Below are 20685 nucleotides of genomic sequence, written 5' to 3'. Positions count from 1 at the left end.
ATATGGAATTGATTCAGTATTATTACGAGCGCTTAAAACCACATTTGCATCGGCGAAATTTAGAAATGGCTGCTGCGGGATTAGTTGTCCTATGTGGTTTATTTGTGGTATTGTCTGGTTTTCCAAAAACGGTGAAGACTAGCTACAAAGATGGGGCTATCGTCTATGAAGGGCAAGTTGTCCGCCAGAAAATGAATGGACAAGGCAAGCTGACCTTTTCAAACGGTGATGTCTACAAAGGAAATTTTTCCAATGGAACCTTTCAAGGCAAGGGCAAGTTCACCGCTAAGTCTGGCTGGGTCTATGAGGGCGACTTTGTCAATGGTGTCGCTCATGGCCAAGGAAAGTTAACAACAGAAAATGGTGTTGTCTACGAAGGCAAGTTCGAGAAGGGAGCCTATCAGGATGCGAATTAAATGGTTTTCACTCGTCCGAATCTTGGGGATGAGCATGGTTTTGCTCTATCACTTTCTGCCAAGTGTTTTTGGAGGCGGTTTTTTCGGGGTAGATATTTTTCTCGTTTTTTCTGGTTTTCTGACAACAGCTATCTTTTTAGATGAATTTGGAAAGACAGATGCTATTGATCTCGTTGGCTTCTATAGACGTCGTCTGTATCGGATTTTGCCGCCTGTTCTCTTGATGATCGGAGTGGTTCTGCCTTTAACGCTTCTTATTCGTAGTGACTTTAGGGCGGGTATCGGCTCTCAAATAGCCGCAGCCATTGGTTTTATCACCAATTATTTTGAAATTGCACAGGGTGGTTCTTATGAAAACCAATTTGTGCCCCATCTTTTCGTTCACACGTGGACTTTGGGCATAGAAGTTCAGCTTTACCTCTTATGGGGAGCTCTAACCTGGGGATTGAGCCGTGTTGCTAAGAGCAAGGAGCAGTTTCGAGCCTATCTGTTTGGCTTATCGAGCCTTTTCTTCTTGGTGATGTTTGGAAGGTTTATCTGGAGCAGTTTTAATGCTGATAATCTTTCAGCTATTTACTATGCAACTGGCAAGCATGGCTTCACCTTTTTTATCGGAGCGATTCTAGCGACCTTATCAGGTATTGGACAGACGACAGCCGCTTTTAAACAATTGAGCCAGAAATTGGATACGAAAAAGGTATTTGGTGGCATCTTGCTTGCTCTTCTGGTTTTGGGAATTTTAACACTTGTCCTGACTTTTGAGAACTTATGGACTTACTGGATTGGTTTTATCCTGGCCAGCCTTGCAGCAGTAGCGCTTATTTTGGCTTTTCGTGTCCTGCATGAGAAGACACCGAATATCGCTGAACCAGGTGTCCTAATTTTTCTGGCAAATATCAGCTATGGTGTTTATCTCTTTCATTGGCCATTTTTCATCATTTTTTCTGAAATGACCAACAAAGGGGTGGCGATTGGGCTGACATTGCTCTTATCAGTGGCCTTTGCGAGCTTGTCTTTCTACATACTGGAGCCTTTAGTGATGGGAAGAGCTGTCAAGTTTGCTGGGGTTGAACTTGATTTAACCAGCGCTAAAAAACCTCTAGCCATTGTTGCAGGCGTCTTTGCTCTCTTTGCTTTAGGTCTATCGCTCTTTTCTCCTCGTATTGGTGCTTTGGAAAAAGACTTGATGATCCAAGGTCTAGAGCAAGCTGACACTAAAATGGCACAGACCCGTCAGATTGTTGATGGCAGAATTGCTTCTGACTATGGTGTTTATGAAGGAACGCTTGTCATTGGGGATTCGGTAGCTTTGCGAGCTAGTGATGGTCTGACTGATGCGATTGACGGTGTTGTCGTGGAAGGAGAAGTTAGTCGTACGCTTGAGGGAGCTTATGCCTTTTTGCAAGAAAGCATTAAAAATCGCACTCTACCTAGAGATGTCGTGATTGCCGCAGGAACCAATACGATTGCAAACTATGAGGAAGTATTAGATAACATTATTAAAGCAGTACCTCAAGGGCATCGTTTGATTTTGGTGACGCCTTACGATGGTCGAGTGGCCGGAAATCCTGCATCTCTTGCGAATCTGACGAGAGATTATGAATTAAAATTAGCTGAAAAATACGACTGGGTGACTGTAGCTGATTGGTACAAAGTTGCCATCAACTCCCCACAAATCTGGCATTTTACAGATTATGTTCATTTTGGAAATGACAGTGACAGTATCCGAGAAGGACAAGAAATCTATGCCAAAACAGTAACAGATGCTCTTGCAAAAGCTAGTAAGAGCTCTGTCAGATTGACCACCAAGTCAGAATAGTCAGCGTCAAAAGGTATCGTCAGTCCATTTTAAAGCAATCTAAAAAATATTTGGTTAGTTGCTCAAGGACACGCTTTCGAAAATTTCTGTAAAACTAGTATAATAGATTGAAACAAGATTAGGGCAAACTTGTCTCAAAATCAGAGCTTCATCTAGTATGCTTTTCTGAACCGAAGTTATATCGTTCTTGATTCCATTGACTATCAAACATGTTTTAAAGTAAAAAAACTATAAAAAGATTCGCACAGGAGGCTTAATTCGTGCGAATCTTTTGTTTATCATTATAAGGGGTTTTTATTTGGAATACCTGCCTTGCGCGGGTATTTTTTGGGTGTCTCTTTTTTCTTTTCGACCAAAGTGATGTTTCGAGGATCACCATTAGGAAGCCGGTAATCTTTAGAAAGGACTATGTGGCAGAAGAGGGTATTGAGGGCATTTTTAGCAGCAAGGTTTTCTTCTTCGGCAGAACTGGCCTTTAGAGCAATGAGTTGCCCCTTGATTTTGAGAAAGGGAATGGTCAGTTCACTGAGGACTTGCATACGGGCGACAGCTCGGGCCGTAACCAGATCAAATTGGGCTCTAAAGGTAGGTTGCTGGGCAAAATCTTCTGCCCGGCCATGGAGAAAATGCACCTTGGCTAAGCCTAGTTCATCAGCTAGATAGTTGAGAAAGGTAATGCGTTTATTCAGCGAGTCGATAATGGTCACATCAAGCTCAGGACAGAGTATCTTCATGGGCAGGCTAGGAAAGCCTGCCCCAGCTCCGATGTCCAAAAGATGGATAGGTTCATTAAAAATCAATCCTTGTAAGACAGGTGCCAGCGAGTCGTAGAAGTGTTTGAGGTAGACCTCTTCTTTGTCTGTGATGGCTGTTAGATTGATTTTGGCATTCCATTCGACGAGCAGCTCAAAATAGCGCTCAAACTGGACTTTTTGCTGACTTGTCAGTTCAAACCCTTGCTCAGCTAAAAGCTTGTAAAATAGTTCTGGTGTCATGGGGCGTCCTTTTCTTGTAAACTATACCCATTTTATCATAAATTTAAGGAAATTTGATATAATAGAAATAATAACTGAGCAGATTTAGCAAATTTAGCTAGGCTTTGGTAGCTAAATTTGTCACTTCAAGGCTCATTTAAACTCATCAAAGGAGACGTTATAATGGCATTTATCGTTAGTCTGATTATTTTAGTTGTTTTGGTTGCTTGGGGTATTGGCATGTACAATGGCTTGGTGCGCAGTCGGATGCACACCGAAGAGGCTTGGAGCCAGATTGACGTGCAACTCAAACGCCGTAACGATCTAATTCCGAACTTGATTGAAACGGTTAAAGGATATGGACGTTATGAGCAAGAGACACTTGAAAAAGTGATCAAATTGCGTAACCAAGTTGCTAGTGCTAGCAATCCTACAGAAAAAATGGCAGCTAGTGACGAATTAACACGTCAAGTCTCAGGCTTGATGGCTGTTGCTGAAGCCTATCCAGACCTCAAAGCCTCTGCTAACTACACCAAGTTGCAGGAAGAATTGACCAATACGGAAAACAAAATTGCCTATTCACGTCAGCTATTTAACTCTACTACAGGGAATTACAACGCCAAATTGCAGACGTTTCCTAGCAACCTTTTTGCGAAATTCTTTGGTTTTCAACCAAGTATTTTCCTAGCGATTCCTGAGGAAGAAAAAGTGGTTCCAAAAGTTGACTTTGGCCCAAACGGTTTAGGAGACTAGTATGTTATTTGACCAAATTTCAGCTAATAAACGAAGGACCATCGTCCTCTTGTTGGCCTTCTTTAGCTTGCTAGCCTTGGTAGGCTACGGTGTGGGCTATCTCTGGCTGCAGTCTGGTCCCACAGGTACAATCCTAGCTTTAGTTGTCGGTTTGGTTTACGCTTTGGCCATGATTTTTCAGTCGACTAATGTTGTCATGTCTATGAATAATGCTAGGGAAGTTACGGCTGATCAAGCACCTGAACTTTATCATATCGTAGAAGACATGGCTTTGGTGGCCAAAGTTCCAGTACCAAGAGTTTTCATCATTGAAGACGATGCTCTCAATGCCTTTGCAACGGGTTCCAAACCTGAAAATGCAGCAGTCGCTGCAACGACAGGTCTTTTGCGGGTCATGAATCGTGAGGAGCTTGAAGCTGTTATGGGGCATGAAATCAGCCACATTCGAAATTACGACATCCGAATTTCAACCATAGCAGTAGCGCTCAGCTCAGCCATCACCATGCTGGCTTCGATGAGTCAGAGGATGATGTGGTATGGTGGCGGAAGAAGCCGCAGACGAGATGATAGAGATGGTGGAGATGGCGTTCAAGTTATGATTCTAGTATTGTCTCTGTTAGCTGTTGTTTTAGCTCCCTTGGCGGCAACCTTAGTCCAGCTTGCGATTTCTCGCCAGCGGGAATACTTGGCTGATGCCTCATCGGTAGAATTAACCAGAAATCCAGAAGGCATGATTAGAGCCCTTCAAAAATTGGAACAGAGCAAGCCCATGTCGCAACCTGTTGATGATGCCAGCGCAGCCCTTTACATCAACGATCCGATGAAAAAAGGTAGCCTGCAAAAATTGTTTTACACCCATCCACCGATTGCAGATCGCATTGCCCGTCTGCGTCAAATGTAAGGAAAAAGATGTTTCATTTATTAGATATTAAAAAAAATCCAGAAGGTCTCAGTTTCTCAGAAAAGCTAGACCTTAAAGCGAACTTACAGTCCCGCAATCCTGAGATCCTCAATATTGAGGAAGTCACGGCAAATGGTCAGGTCAAATATGAAAACAAGATGTACTTCTTGGATTATTCCTTGTCCTACAAACTGACCTTGCCATCAAGTCGCTCCATGGAGCCTGTCTTGTTAGAGCAATCTTATCCAGTCACAGAGATCTTTATGGAAGAGGCAGACCTCAGAAACTTAGCAGGAGATATTGATGAGGAGCTAGTCTTGGTCATTGAGGGGGAGCAGATTGACTTGTCTGAAAGTGTTGCGGATAATATCCTGCTCAGCATTCCTCTCAAGGTCTTGACACCAGAAGAAGAAGCCTCAGCGGCTTTTCCAGAAGGAGAGGATTGGCAAGTATTGTCAGAAGAGGACTACGCTGCTAGTCAAGCGGAGCAAAAAAAGGCTAATTCGCCGTTTGCAGGCTTGGCAGGACTATTTGAAGAATAGGGACGAAAATTTAGAATATTTAAAGATTCTTGAAATGACCTCCCCTAAAGTGTATAATAGAGTAACTTTCGAATGATAAGTGAATTCGACCTAAATTTCTAGTGAAGAGTCGTAAAGTTTCTAGAGTCAATGGCGTGAGCAGCAAAAATCGGTGATTTAAGGAACTGCTTAGGCAATCTGCCTTGCTGCGAGGCTAGGACAGGCTGCTATCATAGTGAACTGTCCTGCTTCTCGGCTTAGCGTCTTACGATTTGTTATCGCTTTTCCCGTTTTCACATGGAACTTTTATGGGCACCTATCTTAATAAAGGAGTATGATTTAATGACAAAAGCAAATTTTGGTGTAGTTGGAATGGCCGTTATGGGCCGTAACCTAGCACTTAATGTGGAATCACGTGGCTACAAAGTGGCCATTTATAACCGTTCAAGCGATAAGACCGAGGATGTTGTTGCTAGCAACCCTGGTAAAAACCTTTTGCCAAGCTATGATGTGGAGAGTTTTGTCAACTCTATTGAAAAACCGCGTCGCATCATGCTGATGGTGCAGGCTGGTAAAGGGACTGATGCGACAATCCAATCCCTCCTGCCCTACCTTGATAAGGGTGATATCTTGATTGATGGTGGGAATACTTACTTTGAAGATACTATCCGTCGCTCCAAGGAATTGGCTGACTCAGGCATCAACTTCATCGGTACGGGCGTATCTGGTGGTGAAAAAGGAGCACTTGAAGGCCCTTCTATCATGCCTGGTGGCCAAAAAGAAGCTTACGAGCTTGTTGCTGATGTCCTTGAGGAAATCTCAGCGAAAGCTCCTGAAGATGGTGCTCCGTGTGTGACCTATATTGGTCCAGATGGTGCTGGTCATTATGTGAAGATGGTTCACAATGGTATTGAGTACGGTGACATGCAATTGATTGCTGAGTCCTATGATTTGATGAAACACTTGCTTGGTCTTTCGACGGAAGAAATGGCTGATGTCTTTACCGAGTGGAATAAAGGCGAATTGGACAGTTACCTGATTGAAATCACAGCTGATATTTTGACCCGTAAGGATGACGAAGGCCAAGACGGCCCAATTGTTGATTACATTATGGATGCTGCTGGAAACAAGGGAACCGGTAAATGGACCAGCCAATCGTCCCTCGATTTGGGTGTACCACTATCTTTGATTACGGAATCCGTCTTTGCGCGTTATATTTCAACTTACAAAGAAGAGCGCCTCAATGCTAGCAAAGTGCTTCCAGCGCCAGCTGCATACAACTACGATGGTGACAAGGCTGAGTTGATCGAAAAAATCCGCCAAGCCCTCTATTTCTCAAAAATCATGTCTTATGCACAAGGCTTTGCTCAGCTGCGTGTAGCGTCTAAGGAAAATAACTGGAACTTGCCGTTTGGCGAGATTGCTTCTATCTGGCGTGCTGGCTGTATCATTCGTGCTCGCTTCTTGCAAAAGATTACAGACGCTTATGGACGCGATGCAGACTTAGCGAATTTGCTCCTAGATGAGTACTTTATCGATGTTACAGCTAAATATCAGCAAGCCGTTCGTGACGTGGTTGCCATTGCTGTTCAAGCAGGTGTGCCAGTGCCAACATTCTCAAGTGCTATCTCTTACTTTGACAGCTACCGTGCAGCAGATTTGCCAGCGAACTTGATCCAAGCACAGCGTGATTACTTCGGTGCCCACACTTATGAGCGTAAAGATAAGGAAGGCGTCTTCCATTATTCGTGGTATGACGAAAAGTAAGCTATGACCAAAAAAATCCTCATTGTTTCTAAGGAAAAGAGCTTGGCTCATTTTACTTCTATTGAGCTGCAAAAGGCTGACTTTCTTGTGGATTTGGTTGACGATGGACAATCAGGGCTCAAGGCGCTGAGAAATGGTCAGTATGACTTGATTTTAGTGGACTATCTTCTAACGGATATGGATAGTCACAGTTTTGCCAATGAACTCAGCACTTTTAAACCTGCTTCTGTCTTGATTGTCGTGGCAGAGCGTTCGGAAGTTGAGGCCAATGCGAATCACCTGCGTCAATATGCTGTGGCAGCAATAGCTAAACCATTTGTTATGGGAGAGCTTGTTGATCAAATTGGCCGTATCTTTCGTGGCCGTGAGTTTATCGATCGCCATTGCAGTCTGATACAGTCACGGACAAGCTTTAGAGATTTGCGGATTGATCCTGAAAATCATACCGTGTATCGGGGTGACGAACAGATTTTGCTGACGCGGCGCGAGTATGATTTACTGGCTACCTTAATGGGGCATGCGAAGCCAATGACTCGTGAGCAACTGATTGAACAAGTCTGGAAATACGAATCAGCCACTGAGACTAATGTTGTGGATGTCTATATCCGCTACCTCCGTGGAAAAATTGACCGTCCAGACCAGTCGTCATACATCGAAACAGTGCGTGGCGTTGGCTATGCCATGCGATTGTAATAAAAAAATAAGGAGAGGTTGAGGGAGTCTTCAACCTCTTAATTGTTTGAGTGTAATCACCATTTTGCACTTGTTTATCTTTCTTATAACCTCTTATAGTCAAGAACTATTATTCTAGGGACAGATTTTATGGTAGAATGAAAAAAACAATCTTAAAGGAGAGACTATGTCAACTCATTTACTCGTCTTGCAATCGGATTTTGGTCTGGTAGATGGGGCAGTTGCTGCTATGATTGGAGTTGCTTTGCAGGAAGAACCAAGCTTAGTAATCCATCATTTAACCCATGATATTACACCGTACAATATTTTTGAGGCATCTTACCGACTCTTTCAAACCGTCGAATATTGGCCAGAGGGAACCACTTTTGTTTCAGTAGTGGATCCTGGTGTCGGCTCTAAGCGTAAAAGTGTAGTAGCCTTAACAGAGAAAAACCAGTACATTGTCACACCAGACAATGGAACGCTCAGCTATTTGAAAAAATACGTTGGAATCAAAGCGGTTCGTGAGATTTCGGAAGTCGAGAACCGCCGAAAGAATACAGAACACTCCTATACTTTCCATGGGAGAGACGTCTACGCTTATACTGGAGCAAAGTTAGCAAGTGGGCATATCGCTTTTGAAGCGGTTGGACCAGAACTTAAGGTTGAGGATATCATTGAGATGCCGACCGTTGAGACCATTGTCACTGAGGATTCTGTTGCAGGGGCGATCGACATTTTGGATGTGCGTTTTGGTTCGCTCTGGACATCGATTAGTCGTTCCGACTTTTATCGCCTAAATCCAGAATTTGGTGATAAATTTGAAGTGACGATTTACAATAATGACATGCTGGTTTATCAAAATCAGGTCATCTATGGCAAATCTTTTGCGGATGTTCGCATTGGTCAACCCATTATCTATATCAATTCGGTTTACTGTGTTGGGGTTGCCATTAATCAAGGATCCTTTGCTAAGGCCTACAATGTTTCAGTTGGTGCTAACTGGCACATTGCATTTAAGAAAATTTAAACGCGCATAAGGAGTTGTTATGAAAAATTTATCCATCAAAACTGTCGTTGCTATCGGGATTGGGGCGGCCCTTTTCTTCCTGATTGGTCGCTTTGTTAGTATACCGACAGGAATTCCAAACACTAATATTCAGTTGCAGTATGCAGTACTAGCTCTTTTTGCAGCGCTTTACGGGCCATTGGCAGGTTTTCTCATTGCCTTTTTGGGATCGACTTTGATTGATGTTACAGCTTTTGGAAATCCTTGGTGGTCTTGGATTTTAGCTGCTGGTGTCTTTGGTTTGATTCTTGGATTTGTTGGCAAAAAACTGCGCATTGAATCAGGTATTTACACAAAGAAAGACATTGCCTTGACAATTGTTAGCAGCCTGATTGCTGTTATTATTGCTTGGGGTATTTTGGCACCGATTGGTGACATCATTATTTATCAACAACCAACTGAATTAGTTTTTGTCCAAGGTTTGGTAGCGGGTCTGGCAAATGCTGCTACCGTAGCAATAGCAGGAACAGCTCTCTTAGCAGTCTACGCTAAGAGTCGTGTTGGCTCAGGAACACTGACCAAAGATTAATGAAATCCCAAAGCTGAATGAGGCAAAAATCAGAAATAGATTTGCCACTTCTTCTAATGGAGTAACACCATCAGATTTTGATTTTCGCAGAGTAAAGAGACTTTTCCCACCTTCAACCAGCTTTGCGCGATATTACCAGTCAGAGGAGTACCTGTTGATACCTGAGCTAGCAATAAGCAAGCGAAAACGTCAAAATCGATTTGGCGAGATGACGATTTGTTCTCACTTTCTTTAGTAACCTATGAGCAAAATAGTTTCTCAATTGTTTAAAAATCGATATAATAATTGATGGTGAAAACACGTTTTTCATACAAAAGCCTGCTTGCAACAGGCTAAAAGGAGACGAACATGTCAGATATTCGTGTATTGCTTTATTACAAGTATGTTCCTATCGAAAATGCTCAAGCCTATGCTCAGGAGCATCTCGATTTCTGTAAATCTATTGGGCTTAAAGGTCGTATTTTGATCGCAGATGAAGGGATCAATGGAACTGTTTCTGGGGATTACGAAACCACACAGAAATACATGGACTGGGTGCATAGCGACGAGCGTTTTGCAGACCTTTGGTTCAAAATTGATGAAGAAAATCAAGATGCCTTCAAAAAAATGCATGTGCGTTATAAAAAAGAAATCGTTCACCTCGGTTTAGAAGATAACGATTTTGACAGCGATATTAACCCGCTTGAAACAACGGGAGCTTACCTGTCACCAAAAGAGTTTAAAGAAGCTCTTTTGGACGAGGACACTGTTGTTCTTGATACCCGTAATGACTATGAGTACGATCTCGGTCATTTCCGAGGAGCAATCCGTCCTGATATACGTAATTTCCGTGAGTTGCCACAGTGGGTGCGTGATAACAAGGAAAAATTCATGGACAAGCGCGTGGTGGTCTACTGTACTGGTGGTGTCCGCTGTGAGAAATTCTCTGGCTGGATGGTTCGTGAAGGCTACAAAGATGTCGGACAACTTCATGGTGGTATCGCCACTTACGGCAAAGATCCAGAAGTTCAAGGGGAACTTTGGGACGGTAAAATGTATGTCTTTGACGAGCGTATTGCTGTGGACATCAACCATGTAGATCCAACGGTTGTTGGTAAGGACTGGTTTGATGGCACACCGTGTGAGCGCTATGTCAACTGTGGAAATCCGTTCTGTAATCGCCGCATGCTGACATCAGAAGAAAACGAGCACAAGTATGTGCGTGGCTGTTCAGCAGAATGTCGTGCTCACGAGAAAAACCGTTACATCACTGAAACTGGTTTGAGCCTTCAAGAGTGGGCAAACCGCCTAGAAGCTCTTGGTGAAACATTGCCAGCAGTTGCTTTGCAAGCTTAACAAGGTCTAAAATGAATTGAGCTAAAATAATGTGATAAAATGATAGCAGAAAAGGGAATGAGACACAGTGCTCAATCCCTTTTCTTTATAGTTTGACGCAGTAGTAGTTGTTGTTGTCTGACTTGTAAAATACTGATAAATCATCATTCTACAAATCTAGTCAGCAGTGGTTCATTGGCGCTAAAGCACCTACTGATCTGTGCAGGGGTAAGACTGAGTTGGCACGACCAACAAGTTTTATTCCCAACCTTGCGAGAGTGAGATGACGAAGCCAATTTCAACGTAGAACTGTTTAATACGGTGATTCTCGTGACAGATTTAAGTCGTCCTAGCCAGACAAAAGTGGGGCGGATTATTTTTTTCATCATCTTTAAAGATTTTATAGCACAAGACAATCAGCACAATGGTAAAAAACTAACGTCTAAAATCATTTGTACAACTTAAAAGCTATCAAAAGCTGTCCTTTCTTTCCGTTAGATTTTGAAGATTTTTACCCTACTCTCAAAAACAAATGATGAGCAACGGCAAAACCAACTTTAAATGAAAGTGCTGAGCTGTAAATACAGATACTCAATCACAGATTTTCTAGTGATAGCGGACTGGATAAAAAGCCACTCCTGTTTTAGTAAGCGTTTGCAAAAAGAGCAATAATATGGTATAATAAATATATAAAGTAAGAAAGAGTGATGGTTATGAATGCTAAGGTCAAGTATATTCTGATAGGGCTTTCTGCCTTATTTCTTGCAGGTTTTGGTATCTTTTACGGATTTCAGAATCAGCAGGCAAGAGAACGCCAGACTGCGCTAGCGAGGTTTTTTAAAGAACAGACAGAAAGGCAACAGTACGATGATAGTAAAATACTTTTGAGCCATGAGATACAGTTGGCTGAGCTTTCCTATATGGAGACATTTCGCCTAGATGGTGATAATCAGATCGTAGATGAGGATCGTAAAGTCTTTAAGGAGCGTTATGAGGAATTAAGCCAGAAAAAGAAAGATGGTCAACTAAACCATATTGATTTGGTGCATTTTACCACCTGGGTATCACCAACAGAGTTACCATCTGTTCGTAAGGTTGCTTTAACAGAACTTTATTTCCAATATAAATATAAGCAATTCCAAAGCAAGGCAGGGCCAGCATCGTCTTTAGATACTTACTATATTGATAAAGATGGTGTTCGCCTGACTTACGGAGATTTCTTCTCAGACGGAAAAGCCTTTGCTGACTTAGCGAAGGCAAAAATGCTCGAAAAAGGTTTTACGCAAGAAGAAGCCGATGGGAAAATGGCAGAGCTTCTAGACCATTTGGATGTTAATGTTTTCGATCCTCGTGCAGATAGGCTATGCCTTAATTATGATGATAAATTAGCCTATCTAGAATTTCCATACAGCGAGATGAAGGGGATCATTGCAGATCAGTTCTTATCAGCTTAAATCCTTTCAGAAATTAATGTTAGCTCTTGCTATTTTATGATATAATGAGGGCATGGATCGAAAAGAACTAATCAGAAAAAGTAAAGAAAATCAGAAAAAAATCGCTTGGTCACTTGCGGGTGGCCTTCTTTTCTGTGTCTTGATGGGACTTGGTTGGAGAGCCTATCAGCAAGCAGAAGCGCATAAACAAGCTTTGAAGGCTGCTGTACTCCAACTAAAAGATGAACAAACGCAATATCATCGGTCTCAAGGTTTGATGACTTCAGAATCGCTTCATGATCAGGAAACACCACTTGGTCTTGTGTCTGTGTTGACGGATCAGGCTGGTCAAGCCCTGCCAGATCTGGAGCGTCTCCAAACCGATCGTATAAAATCGTTAGCAAAAGAAAAAGATGTTGATCTGGTCACGTTTACTTATCAGTCTCAAGAAACGTCGCTTGCAAACGTCAAGGATGTCAAGCTGTTAGAAAAGCATTACCGCAAAACGAAAACGAGTTATGAACTGTTAAATGACGAATCGCCATCATTAGCGCAGCTCTATCTGAAAAAAGATGGTACCAGGTTTACGTTAGATGATTTCTTGGCAAACAAGGATAATTTTGTAACGGCTGTCTCTGAAAAACTGAGCGCATCTGGATGGACAGAGTCTGATATAAAGGCTTCCGTAGAACAGATTCGCAAAGAGTCAGCCACTCTTCCCATCGCTCTAACAGCACATAGCATACTCCTTCCTTTAGGTTCCAAGTCTACCTCGGTTGAGATGGCTTTCTCTGAAATCTATGAAAGCATCCAAGCGGACCTTTTGGCAGGAGAAGCACGAGTGGCTTATGATGCTTATGTGGCTGAAAAAGCTGCGCGAGAAGCTCAGGAAGCTTATGAAGCTGCTCTTCGGGCGAGAGGGCCCAATCCTGTGGCTACAGGGAAAGTGGTAGCTCTAACCTTTGATGATGGGCCTGACCCTAACACCACGCGACAGCTTCAAAAGATTTTGCGACAAAACAATGTCCGAGCTACCTTTTTTATCTTGGGTCAAAAAGTCGCAGGGAATGAAGCTCTTCTCTGTGAATTGCGTGATGAAGGTCACCAATTGGCCAATCATAGCTGGTCACATCCAGACTTGACTAAATTAACACCAGAACAGGTTCACGCTGAAGTGGCAAACACCCAGCAAGCTATTTTGAACGCAACAGGAACTCTGCCGACAATTTTACGACCACCTTATGGGGCATCAAATGCACGCGTTGCTCAAGCAGCAGGTCTGCCGATTGTCAATTGGACGGTAGACACATTAGATTGGCAGTCGCGAAATCCAGTAGCTATTCTCAATCAAGTCAAGGCTCAGGTGCATTCAGGTGCTGTGATACTCATGCATGATATCCATCAGACCAGTGTTGATGCAGTGCAATCGGTCATCGACTACCTCAAGGCAGAGGGGTATAGCTTTGTGACCGTTAATGAGCTTTATGGGTATTAGAAAACAAAGGGACTGGATTCAAGGGCGGTATTGAAAAAGGAAAAATTGTCAAAGTTTAACAAACAAAAGACGAATGATAGCAACTCTTTGAAATACAAGGGGCCTATCATTCGTTTTTTAGCTCTATTCTCCCACATGGAATGTCTGATTTTTCAAGCTGATAGCTTGTACTTTAGCGTATTTTTTTAGGGATTTGAGTTCTTCTGGGTGTGAAATGAAGGTGATAACTGCACCGTTTTTACCCATGCGGCCAGTACGGCCAACACGATGGGTGTAGGTTTCTGCGTCTCGCGGCACTTCAAAGTTAATCACGCATTCTAGGTTGTTGATGTCAATGCCTCTAGCGACTAAGTCAGTTGCCAGCAGGAGATTAATCTCATTAGCCTTGAATTTTTCTAGAATGACCTTGCGGAATTTGACGTTGATGTCACTAGCTAGAGAGACGACATTAGCTGATCGGAAGGTCAGCTTTTCTTCATTAGCACCTAAATCTGACAGGCTATTAAAGAAAACAAGTCCTCGAAAATCTGGGATATTAGCGATTTTGCGCAGCAAATCGGTCTTGTCACGCTTGCTGACTTCCAAATAGTAATGGTCAATATTGCTGAGCTCGGTCTCCTTACGCGTATCAATGGTCAGGACATTGTCAGCCATCTGGCTAGGGTCAAACTTATCGGTGGCAGACATGTAAATGAGCTGGTAATCTCGTGGCGCGTGCTTGAGGATATGATTCACAAAATGAACTTGACTATCACCCAAGAGCTGGTCAAATTCGTCCAAGACAATCTTGTCGACAGCCATCATCTTAATTTTTTTCAGCTTGACTAATTCCCAGATACGACCAGGTGTTCCGATCAGGATTTGTGGTCCTTTTTTGAGCCGTTCAATCTGGCGCTTTTGGCTGGACCCTGAAATCAGGACTTGTGTCTTAAGATTTAGAAGCTCTGCCCAAGTCTTGGTCACCTCAAAAATCTGTCCAGCTAATTCCGTGTTGGGAGCTAAGATCAAGAGCTGTTGGGCCTTTTGGCTAGTCAGGGAAGACAGTAGTGGCCAGAGATAGGCCAGAGTTTTACCAGTCCCTGTAGGGCTGATGCCCAAGACAGATTTGCCATCTCGTATAGGAGTAAAGGCCTGGGTTTGAATGGGCGTGAATTGCTCAAAACCAAGCTTGTCTAGCTGATTTTGCCAAGTGGGAGGGAATGTATTTTTCATAAATCGGCCTCGAATCGGATGTTTGCGTCTTGGCGCATGAGGGTCAAGGTTTCATTGACCTGTTGCGCAGTCGTTAAGAGATGGTTATAGATTTCTTTGTATTCTTTAGGATTGGTCAAAATAGCTGCGAAAGCCTGAGCTTCCTCAAGCATAAGGTGACGAATAGCTTTTAGAGGGAGCGTTTTGACATCGCCATCGAGTCCGTGGAATTTGGCTTCTTGCAGGCCCTGAATATGATTGAGAACCAGTGTGCCCTGATCTGTGTAAATCTCACTAGGAAGAGCAGATTGCGCATTTTTCCGAACAATCATAGAAACATGGAAATCCTTATAAACCAATTGGCCAGAACCTGAGACATCAACACCTGTTGGTAGGAGGTCTGCTGTATAGCGGACGGAGCTTGGCTGACCAAAGAGCTTATAGGCAGCATAAACCTCGTAAATGCCGAGATCGACTAGAGCACCGCCAGACATTTTGCTCTGAAAAGCATTGTCATAAATGCCGTCTAATAAGTTTTTCATGCGGGAAGAATACTGGGCAAAGTTAAAGCTAGCCCCGTAAATGACCTTGTCAGCTAAAAAATCTGCGATAAGACCCAAATTAGCTTCGTGGTAGTTTCTAGCTGCTTCCAAAATCAGGACATTATTAGCTTTTGCAACTTCAACCACATGGGAAAATTCTCTCGGATTAGAAAAAGCGGGTTTCTCAACAATGAGGTGTTTACCGGCTTGTAAGATTGTCAAGGCATGTTGATAGTGGAGACTATTAGGACTCGCCAGATAGATGACATCGAGAGTGCTATTGACAAAAGCCTCTAAGTCGGTGTAGAGAGCGACATCTCCATAAGGCTGAGCAAACTGACTAGCCGTTTCTTTCTTACGAGAGTAGACTGCGCTGAGTTCGTATCCGCCTGCTAATTGAGCGGCTTGGATAAATTGATGGGCAATCGTTCCTGTCCCAATGATACCGAGTTTAAGCATATGTTCTCCTTAAGCTAATCTTCTTTCTTGATTATACCATGAAAGCTAGCTGTGCGGTTGATTTTAAATCAAGGTCAGATGTGAATTTGGGGAAAAGTTCTCCAAAATTCACCATTTTTGTGATAAAATGATAGGAGTGAAAAAATAGAGTGAGGTTAAGATGAAAAAACCTATTATTATCGGTGTAACTGGTGGATCTGGTGGAGGGAAAACATCTGTTTCCCGTGCTATTTTGGCTAATTTCCCAGATGAGAAAATTGCCATGATTGAGCATGACTCTTACTACAAGGATCAGGCTCATCTGACCTTTGAGGAACGGGTTAAGACCAATTACGACCATCCCTTGGCTTTTGATACGGATCTGATGATTGAGCAAATCAAGGAACTTTTAGAAGGCCGTCCTGTTGATATTCCGGTCTACGATTATGCGGCTCATACTCGCTCTAATCAGATCTATCGCCAAGAACCACAAGATGTTTTCATCGTTGAAGGGATTTTGGTCCTAGAAGACAAGCGTCTGCGTGATTTAATGGACATTAAACTTTTTGTAGACACTGATGATGACGTGCGAATCATTCGTCGGATAAAGCGGGATATGGTTGAGCGTGGTAGAAGTCTTGATAGCGTGATTGACCAGTATCTCGGTGTGGTTAAGCCTATGTATCACCAATTTATTGAGCCAAGTAAGCGCTACGCTGATATCATCATTCCTGAAGGGGTTAGCAATACCGTGGCTATTGACCTCATCAATACTAAGATTGCTGCTATTTTGAGGGAGCGGAAGTAGGTATCTAGAGGAGTTTTTAATGATTCAAGCAGTGATTTTTGATATGGATGGTCTATTGATAGACAGTGAAGTTATTTCATTGGCTATTTATCAGAACTTGCTTTCAAGGTTCGGCTGTTCATTCACTAAAGAAACATATGCGGCTCATTATAGCGGACGCACGGAAGAGGCAAATGTCAAACGCCTTCTTGCAACCTATCATTTAGACTGGTCTTTTGAACAGGCTTTGGAAAATGTTTATGCAGAAGAAGCTAAGCTCATCAGTCAAGGAGTTGCTTTAAAATCTGGTGCGAAAGAATTGTTAGAGGACTTAATATCACGTCAGGTGGCTATTGGTTTGGCGACATCAAGTGTGAAAGAGCGTGCGCTAACAATTCTCAATCAACATCATCTACTCCCTTGCTTTGATCAGATGGTCTTTGGGCATGAAGTTGAGCACGGAAAACCAGCACCAGATATTTTCATTAGAGCCTGTGAAAAGTTAGGTTTTGAGCCTAAGGAGTGTCTGGTTTTGGAAGATAGCGAATCTGGTGTTCAAGCAGCTCACGCAGCAGGGGTTCCAGTGATTTGTGTTCCAGATATGAAACGGCCAAGTTCAGAAACGCTGGATAAAGCGCTGGCGACTTTAGACAGTTTGCATGAAGTGAGAGTTTTTTTGAACAACTAACGTATTAAAATAATGACCATGAAAGGAATTATCCATGTTAGCCATTGAAGCTGTTGAGACATTAAATCGCGATAATCTGCCGGCCTTGACTGTTTTGACAGGGGATGACTTAGGGCAATTTACCCAGATTAAGGATTGTCTCCTTCAAAAAATTGCCTACGATCCCAGCGATTTGACTCAGACTTATTTTGATGTCCGTGAGGCTAATTTTGATGAGATTAGCATGGATTTGGAGTCTTTACCTTTCTTTGCGGATGGAAAAATCGTCATTTTGGATCAGTTGTTGGATGTGACGACCGCTAAGAAACGATTTCTTTCGGATGTCCAATTAGCACGCTTGGAAGCTTATTTGGAAGCGCCAGTTGACACGACTAAGCTGATAGTATTAGCGCCAGGGAAACTTGATAGCAAGCGCCGTATCGTCAAGCTACTCAAGCGAGATGCCTTGATTTTTGAAGCAGCAGAGCCCAAAGAAGCTGAGTTAAGAGCTTATTATCATAAAGCTTTGCAGAAGATGGGCTTTACCATGGAGTCCTCTAGTTTTGAGAGGCTACTGGTAAAGTCTAACTTTGATTTTAGCCAAATCGGGCAAAACCTTGCTCTCTTGATGGCTTACAAGGGACCAGGACAAATCACGCTTGAGGATATCGAAGTAGTGATTCCAAAAAGCTTGCAGGATAATATTTTTGACCTAACCCAGACGGCTCTAAAAGGGCAGATGGAAATGGCCCGCCAGTTGGTCAAGGATCTCACATTACAAGGTGAGGATGAGATCAAGCTGATTGCTATTATGCTCAATCAGTTACGACTGTTTGTGCAAGTCAAGATTTTGCAAGATCAGGGTAAGACGGAAACCCAGATGGTATCGTTATTGTCTGATGTCTTAGGGCGTAAGGTGAATCCTTATCAGGTCAAGTACGCCCTCAGAGACAGTCGTCATCTACCGATGTCTAAGTTACAAAAAGCTCTATTGACCTTGATTGAGACAGATTACCAAATCAAGACAGGCCTCAATGACAAAGCTTACCTTTTTGAAATTGCCTTACTCAAAATCGCGTCATGAAAAACGGAACAAATTATTTGAAAATGTTTCCAAAAAAAGCTACTATGAAAGTACCTATAATAATGAAAAGAGGACACGATTATGGCAATTATACTACCAGACCTTCCTTACGCTTACGACGCTTTGGAGCCACATATTGATGCGGAAACGATGACCCTTCACCACGACAAGCACCATGCGGCCTACGTTGCTAATGCTAATGCAGCTCTTGAAAAACACCCTGAAATTGGTGAAGATCTTGAAAAACTCTTGTCAGATGTCGCGTCCATTCCGGCAGATATCCGTCAAGCATTGATCAATAACGGTGGTGGTCATCTCAATCACGCTCTTTTCTGGGAATTGCTTTCGCCAGAGAAAACTGAAATCTCCGAAGAGTTAGCTGCTGATATTGATGCGACTTTTGGCTCATTTGACGCGTTTAAAGAAACATTCACAGCAGCCGCAACCACGCGATTTGGTTCAGGTTGGGCTTGGTTAGTGGTTAATAAAGAAGGGAAACTGGAAGTCATTTCAACGCCAAACCAGGACACGCCAATCATGGATGGCTTGAAACCAATTTTGGGCTTGGATGTTTGGGAACATGCTTATTACCTCAACTACCGCAACGTCCGTCCGAACTACATCAAGGCTTTCTTTGAAATCATCAACTGGAACAAAGTAGATGAGCTATACAAAGCAGCAAAATAATCATTGTTAGTAATGTTTGACGATGGTATTTCAGAACAACGATATTTTTTGAGGAAATATCTAGTTAATCCTCTAGGAAATTTCCCGTATTCCAAAAAGTAAAGTTTTTGGAGAATAAGATAGATGAACTTTACAAAGCAGCAATCGCTTCATGACAAGAATAGAAATGATGGTCCGAGATTTTTCTCGGATTTTTTAGGGTTCGGCTGGTATTGGTTAATATTCTATGGTACACTAGAAAGGAATGATGTTTGAGGAGAGTTTTTGTGAAGAAAAAAATTTTTAGTTTCTTAGTGTCCCTACTGTTTATCCTGCAACCAAATTTAGTTGTGGCGAATTCGCTGATTGATATTACCCATGCAGCTGGTTATACTGAAGCATTGGAGAGTAATCAGCCAAAAGCGTCTATTGTCATCGATGCCAAATCAGGTGATATTCTCTGGGAAGACAATATTGATGCTCGGCGTGACCCGGCCTCCATGTCTAAAATGTTGGCCCTATACTTGGTTTTTGAAGCCATGGAACAAGGGAAATTTAGTCCTGAGACAGTGGTGACAGCGACAGCTAATGATCAAGCGATTGCTCGCCTTTATGAAATCAGCAATAACAAGATTGTAGCTGGTGTTGACTATACCGTTGCAGAGTTGATTATTGCAACTATCGTCCCCTCATCAAATGCAGCAACGCTGATGTTGGCCAATCTAGTCGAATCCGATCCAGATGCTTTTATTGATTTGATGAATGCCAAAGCAGCTGAGCTTGGTATGACAAATACGACGATTAACAATGCGACAGGAGCGGTAGCGCGTGCTTTTCAGGGATATTATGCACCGCAAAGACATGATATCTATGCTCCTAACGAAACAACGGTTCGTGATTGGGCTATTTTGACGTATAACTTTGTCAACAAATTCCCTAACATTCTAAATTACACGGGCGATTCTTACGTTACGATTAAAAAAGGAACGCCTTATGAAGAAAGCTTTAAGTCTTATAATTATTCTCTTCCTAATGGCAAGTACGCCCTCGAAGGTGTGACGGGGCTTAAGACTGGTTCTAGTCCGAGTGCAGGCTTTAATATCACAGCAACCGCCAAACGTGGTGATCAGGAAGTCATTGCCGTGCTGATGGGAGTCGGGGATTGGTCTGACCAAAATGGCGAATTTTACCGTCATCCTTTCTTAAATGCTCTTTTGGAAAAAGGATTTGCAGACTATGATTATGAACAAATCGCGCCAGCAGGTAAGATAGATGCGTCTGGGCAAAAAGTGACTGTTGACCAGCCGATCTACGGGACAGTACCAGCAGGTGGCAAGGCTGAGTTAGTCTATGCCGATAACAAGGTGACAGTTTCAAATGGCTTATCAAAGGTATCCCCACTTGTCGCAGAGCAGCAAGCGGTCTCTGCTAAAAAATCAGGGCTCTTCAGCTTTGGACGCAAGGCTAAGACAACGGATACAGATAAAGCACAAGAATCGCAGAACAGTGGCAGCTTTCTCCAACTTTTCCTAGGGCTTTTGGCAGCTATCTTAGTGGTTGGGTTCCTCATCTTTCTTATTGAAAAACGTGGCCGTAAGGTACGCCGTCAACGAAGACGAAAATAACTGGACAAACAGTCAATTGCTT

General features: G+C 42.8%; 20 protein-coding genes. 17 read left to right on the top strand and 3 right to left on the bottom strand.

The features are described 5' to 3' along the window. Nucleotides 1-2 precede the first annotated feature (2 nt). Nucleotides 3-416, top strand: coding sequence for an MORN repeat-containing protein (locus A3I5_RS0106295; RefSeq protein ID WP_018373763.1), 414 nt, complete (start codon nt 3-5; stop codon nt 414-416). Then, the gene (locus A3I5_RS0106290; RefSeq protein ID WP_018373762.1) at nt 406-2235 is read left to right on the top strand and encodes an acyltransferase family protein; all 1830 of its coding nucleotides are present in this window, start codon (nt 406-408) and stop codon (nt 2233-2235) included. The genes A3I5_RS0106295 and A3I5_RS0106290 overlap by 11 nt, the downstream gene beginning before the upstream one ends. Nucleotides 2236-2516: 281 nt before the next feature. Here A3I5_RS0106290 and rsmG read toward each other — a convergent pair whose 3' ends face one another. Beyond that, nucleotides 2517-3230 carry a 16S rRNA (guanine(527)-N(7))-methyltransferase RsmG gene (gene rsmG, locus A3I5_RS0106285; RefSeq protein WP_018373761.1) on the bottom strand — a complete coding sequence of 238 codons (714 nt, stop codon included), beginning with the start codon at nt 3228-3230 and terminating at the stop codon, nt 2517-2519. A 162-nt stretch (nt 3231-3392) separates the two neighbouring features. On the opposite strand from rsmG, the gene A3I5_RS0106280 reads away from it, so the two are divergent. From A3I5_RS0106280 to A3I5_RS12095, 10 genes are all read left to right on the top strand, one after another. Then, a complete protein-coding gene (locus tag A3I5_RS0106280) occupies nt 3393-3962 on the top strand; it encodes a LemA family protein (RefSeq protein ID WP_018373760.1) in 570 nt (189 codons plus the stop codon). Between the two features lies 1 nt (nt 3963). After that, complete coding sequence (htpX, locus tag A3I5_RS0106275; protein ID WP_018373759.1) at nt 3964-4863, top strand: zinc metalloprotease HtpX; 900 nt, start codon at nt 3964-3966, stop codon at nt 4861-4863. An 8-nt stretch (nt 4864-4871) separates the two neighbouring features. Further along, the gene (locus A3I5_RS0106270) at nt 4872-5405 is read left to right on the top strand and encodes a YceD family protein (protein ID WP_018373758.1); all 534 of its coding nucleotides are present in this window, start codon (nt 4872-4874) and stop codon (nt 5403-5405) included. Nucleotides 5406-5726: 321 nt separating this feature from the next. After that, a complete protein-coding gene (gene gndA, locus A3I5_RS0106265; protein WP_018373757.1) occupies nt 5727-7151 on the top strand; it encodes an NADP-dependent phosphogluconate dehydrogenase in 1425 nt (474 codons plus the stop codon). A 3-nt stretch (nt 7152-7154) separates the two neighbouring features. After that, nucleotides 7155-7844, top strand: coding sequence for a response regulator transcription factor (locus tag A3I5_RS0106260; protein WP_018373756.1), 690 nt, complete (start codon nt 7155-7157; stop codon nt 7842-7844). A 166-nt stretch (nt 7845-8010) separates the two neighbouring features. Then, nucleotides 8011-8853, top strand: coding sequence for an SAM hydrolase/SAM-dependent halogenase family protein (locus A3I5_RS0106255; RefSeq protein ID WP_018373755.1), 843 nt, complete (start codon nt 8011-8013; stop codon nt 8851-8853). A 19-nt stretch (nt 8854-8872) separates the two neighbouring features. Continuing rightward, complete coding sequence (locus A3I5_RS0106250; RefSeq protein WP_018373754.1) at nt 8873-9421, top strand: ECF-type riboflavin transporter substrate-binding protein; 549 nt, start codon at nt 8873-8875, stop codon at nt 9419-9421. Between the two features lie 348 nt (nt 9422-9769). Then, on the top strand, nt 9770-10756 hold the full coding sequence (gene trhO, locus A3I5_RS0106245) for an oxygen-dependent tRNA uridine(34) hydroxylase TrhO (RefSeq protein WP_018373753.1): 987 nt from the start codon (nt 9770-9772) through the stop codon (nt 10754-10756). 686 nt (nt 10757-11442) lie between these two features. Next, complete coding sequence (locus A3I5_RS0106240; RefSeq protein ID WP_145955172.1) at nt 11443-12189, top strand: hypothetical protein; 747 nt, start codon at nt 11443-11445, stop codon at nt 12187-12189. 52 nt (nt 12190-12241) lie between these two features. Further along, complete coding sequence (locus tag A3I5_RS12095) at nt 12242-13663, top strand: polysaccharide deacetylase family protein (protein WP_018373751.1); 1422 nt, start codon at nt 12242-12244, stop codon at nt 13661-13663. A 123-nt stretch (nt 13664-13786) separates the two neighbouring features. On the opposite strand, the gene A3I5_RS0106230 is transcribed toward A3I5_RS12095, so the two are convergent. Next, complete coding sequence (locus tag A3I5_RS0106230) at nt 13787-14875, bottom strand: DEAD/DEAH box helicase (protein ID WP_018373750.1); 1089 nt, start codon at nt 14873-14875, stop codon at nt 13787-13789. Then, nucleotides 14872-15855: a Gfo/Idh/MocA family protein gene (locus A3I5_RS0106225; protein WP_018373749.1), complete on the bottom strand. Its 984-nt coding sequence runs from the start codon at nt 15853-15855 to the stop codon at nt 14872-14874. Before A3I5_RS0106225 ends, A3I5_RS0106230 begins: the two co-directional genes overlap by 4 nt. Nucleotides 15856-16015: 160 nt before the next feature. On the opposite strand from A3I5_RS0106225, the gene udk reads away from it, so the two are divergent. The 5 genes from udk (at nt 16016) to A3I5_RS0106200 (ending at nt 20663) form a co-directional block, all read left to right on the top strand. Then, entirely contained in the window at nt 16016-16642 is a 627-nt protein-coding gene (gene udk, locus A3I5_RS0106220) for a uridine kinase (RefSeq protein ID WP_018373748.1), read from the top strand. A gap of 22 nt (nt 16643-16664) precedes the next feature. Beyond that, a complete protein-coding gene (locus A3I5_RS0106215) occupies nt 16665-17309 on the top strand; it encodes an HAD family hydrolase (protein ID WP_040834702.1) in 645 nt (214 codons plus the stop codon). A 34-nt stretch (nt 17310-17343) separates the two neighbouring features. Further along, nucleotides 17344-18372, top strand: coding sequence for a DNA polymerase III subunit delta (holA, locus tag A3I5_RS0106210; protein ID WP_018373746.1), 1029 nt, complete (start codon nt 17344-17346; stop codon nt 18370-18372). An 81-nt stretch (nt 18373-18453) separates the two neighbouring features. Beyond that, the gene (gene sodA / locus A3I5_RS0106205) at nt 18454-19059 is read left to right on the top strand and encodes a superoxide dismutase SodA (RefSeq protein WP_018373745.1); all 606 of its coding nucleotides are present in this window, start codon (nt 18454-18456) and stop codon (nt 19057-19059) included. Nucleotides 19060-19325: 266 nt separating this feature from the next. After that, nucleotides 19326-20663 carry a D-alanyl-D-alanine carboxypeptidase family protein gene (locus A3I5_RS0106200; RefSeq protein WP_018373744.1) on the top strand — a complete coding sequence of 446 codons (1338 nt, stop codon included), beginning with the start codon at nt 19326-19328 and terminating at the stop codon, nt 20661-20663. Nucleotides 20664-20685: the final 22 nt, after the last annotated feature.

This window comes from Streptococcus merionis DSM 19192 (genome assembly GCF_000380085.1).
Taxonomy (GTDB): Bacteria; Bacillota; Bacilli; order Lactobacillales; family Streptococcaceae; genus Streptococcus; species Streptococcus merionis.
This window is presented reverse-complemented; position numbering and strand designations above follow the sequence as displayed.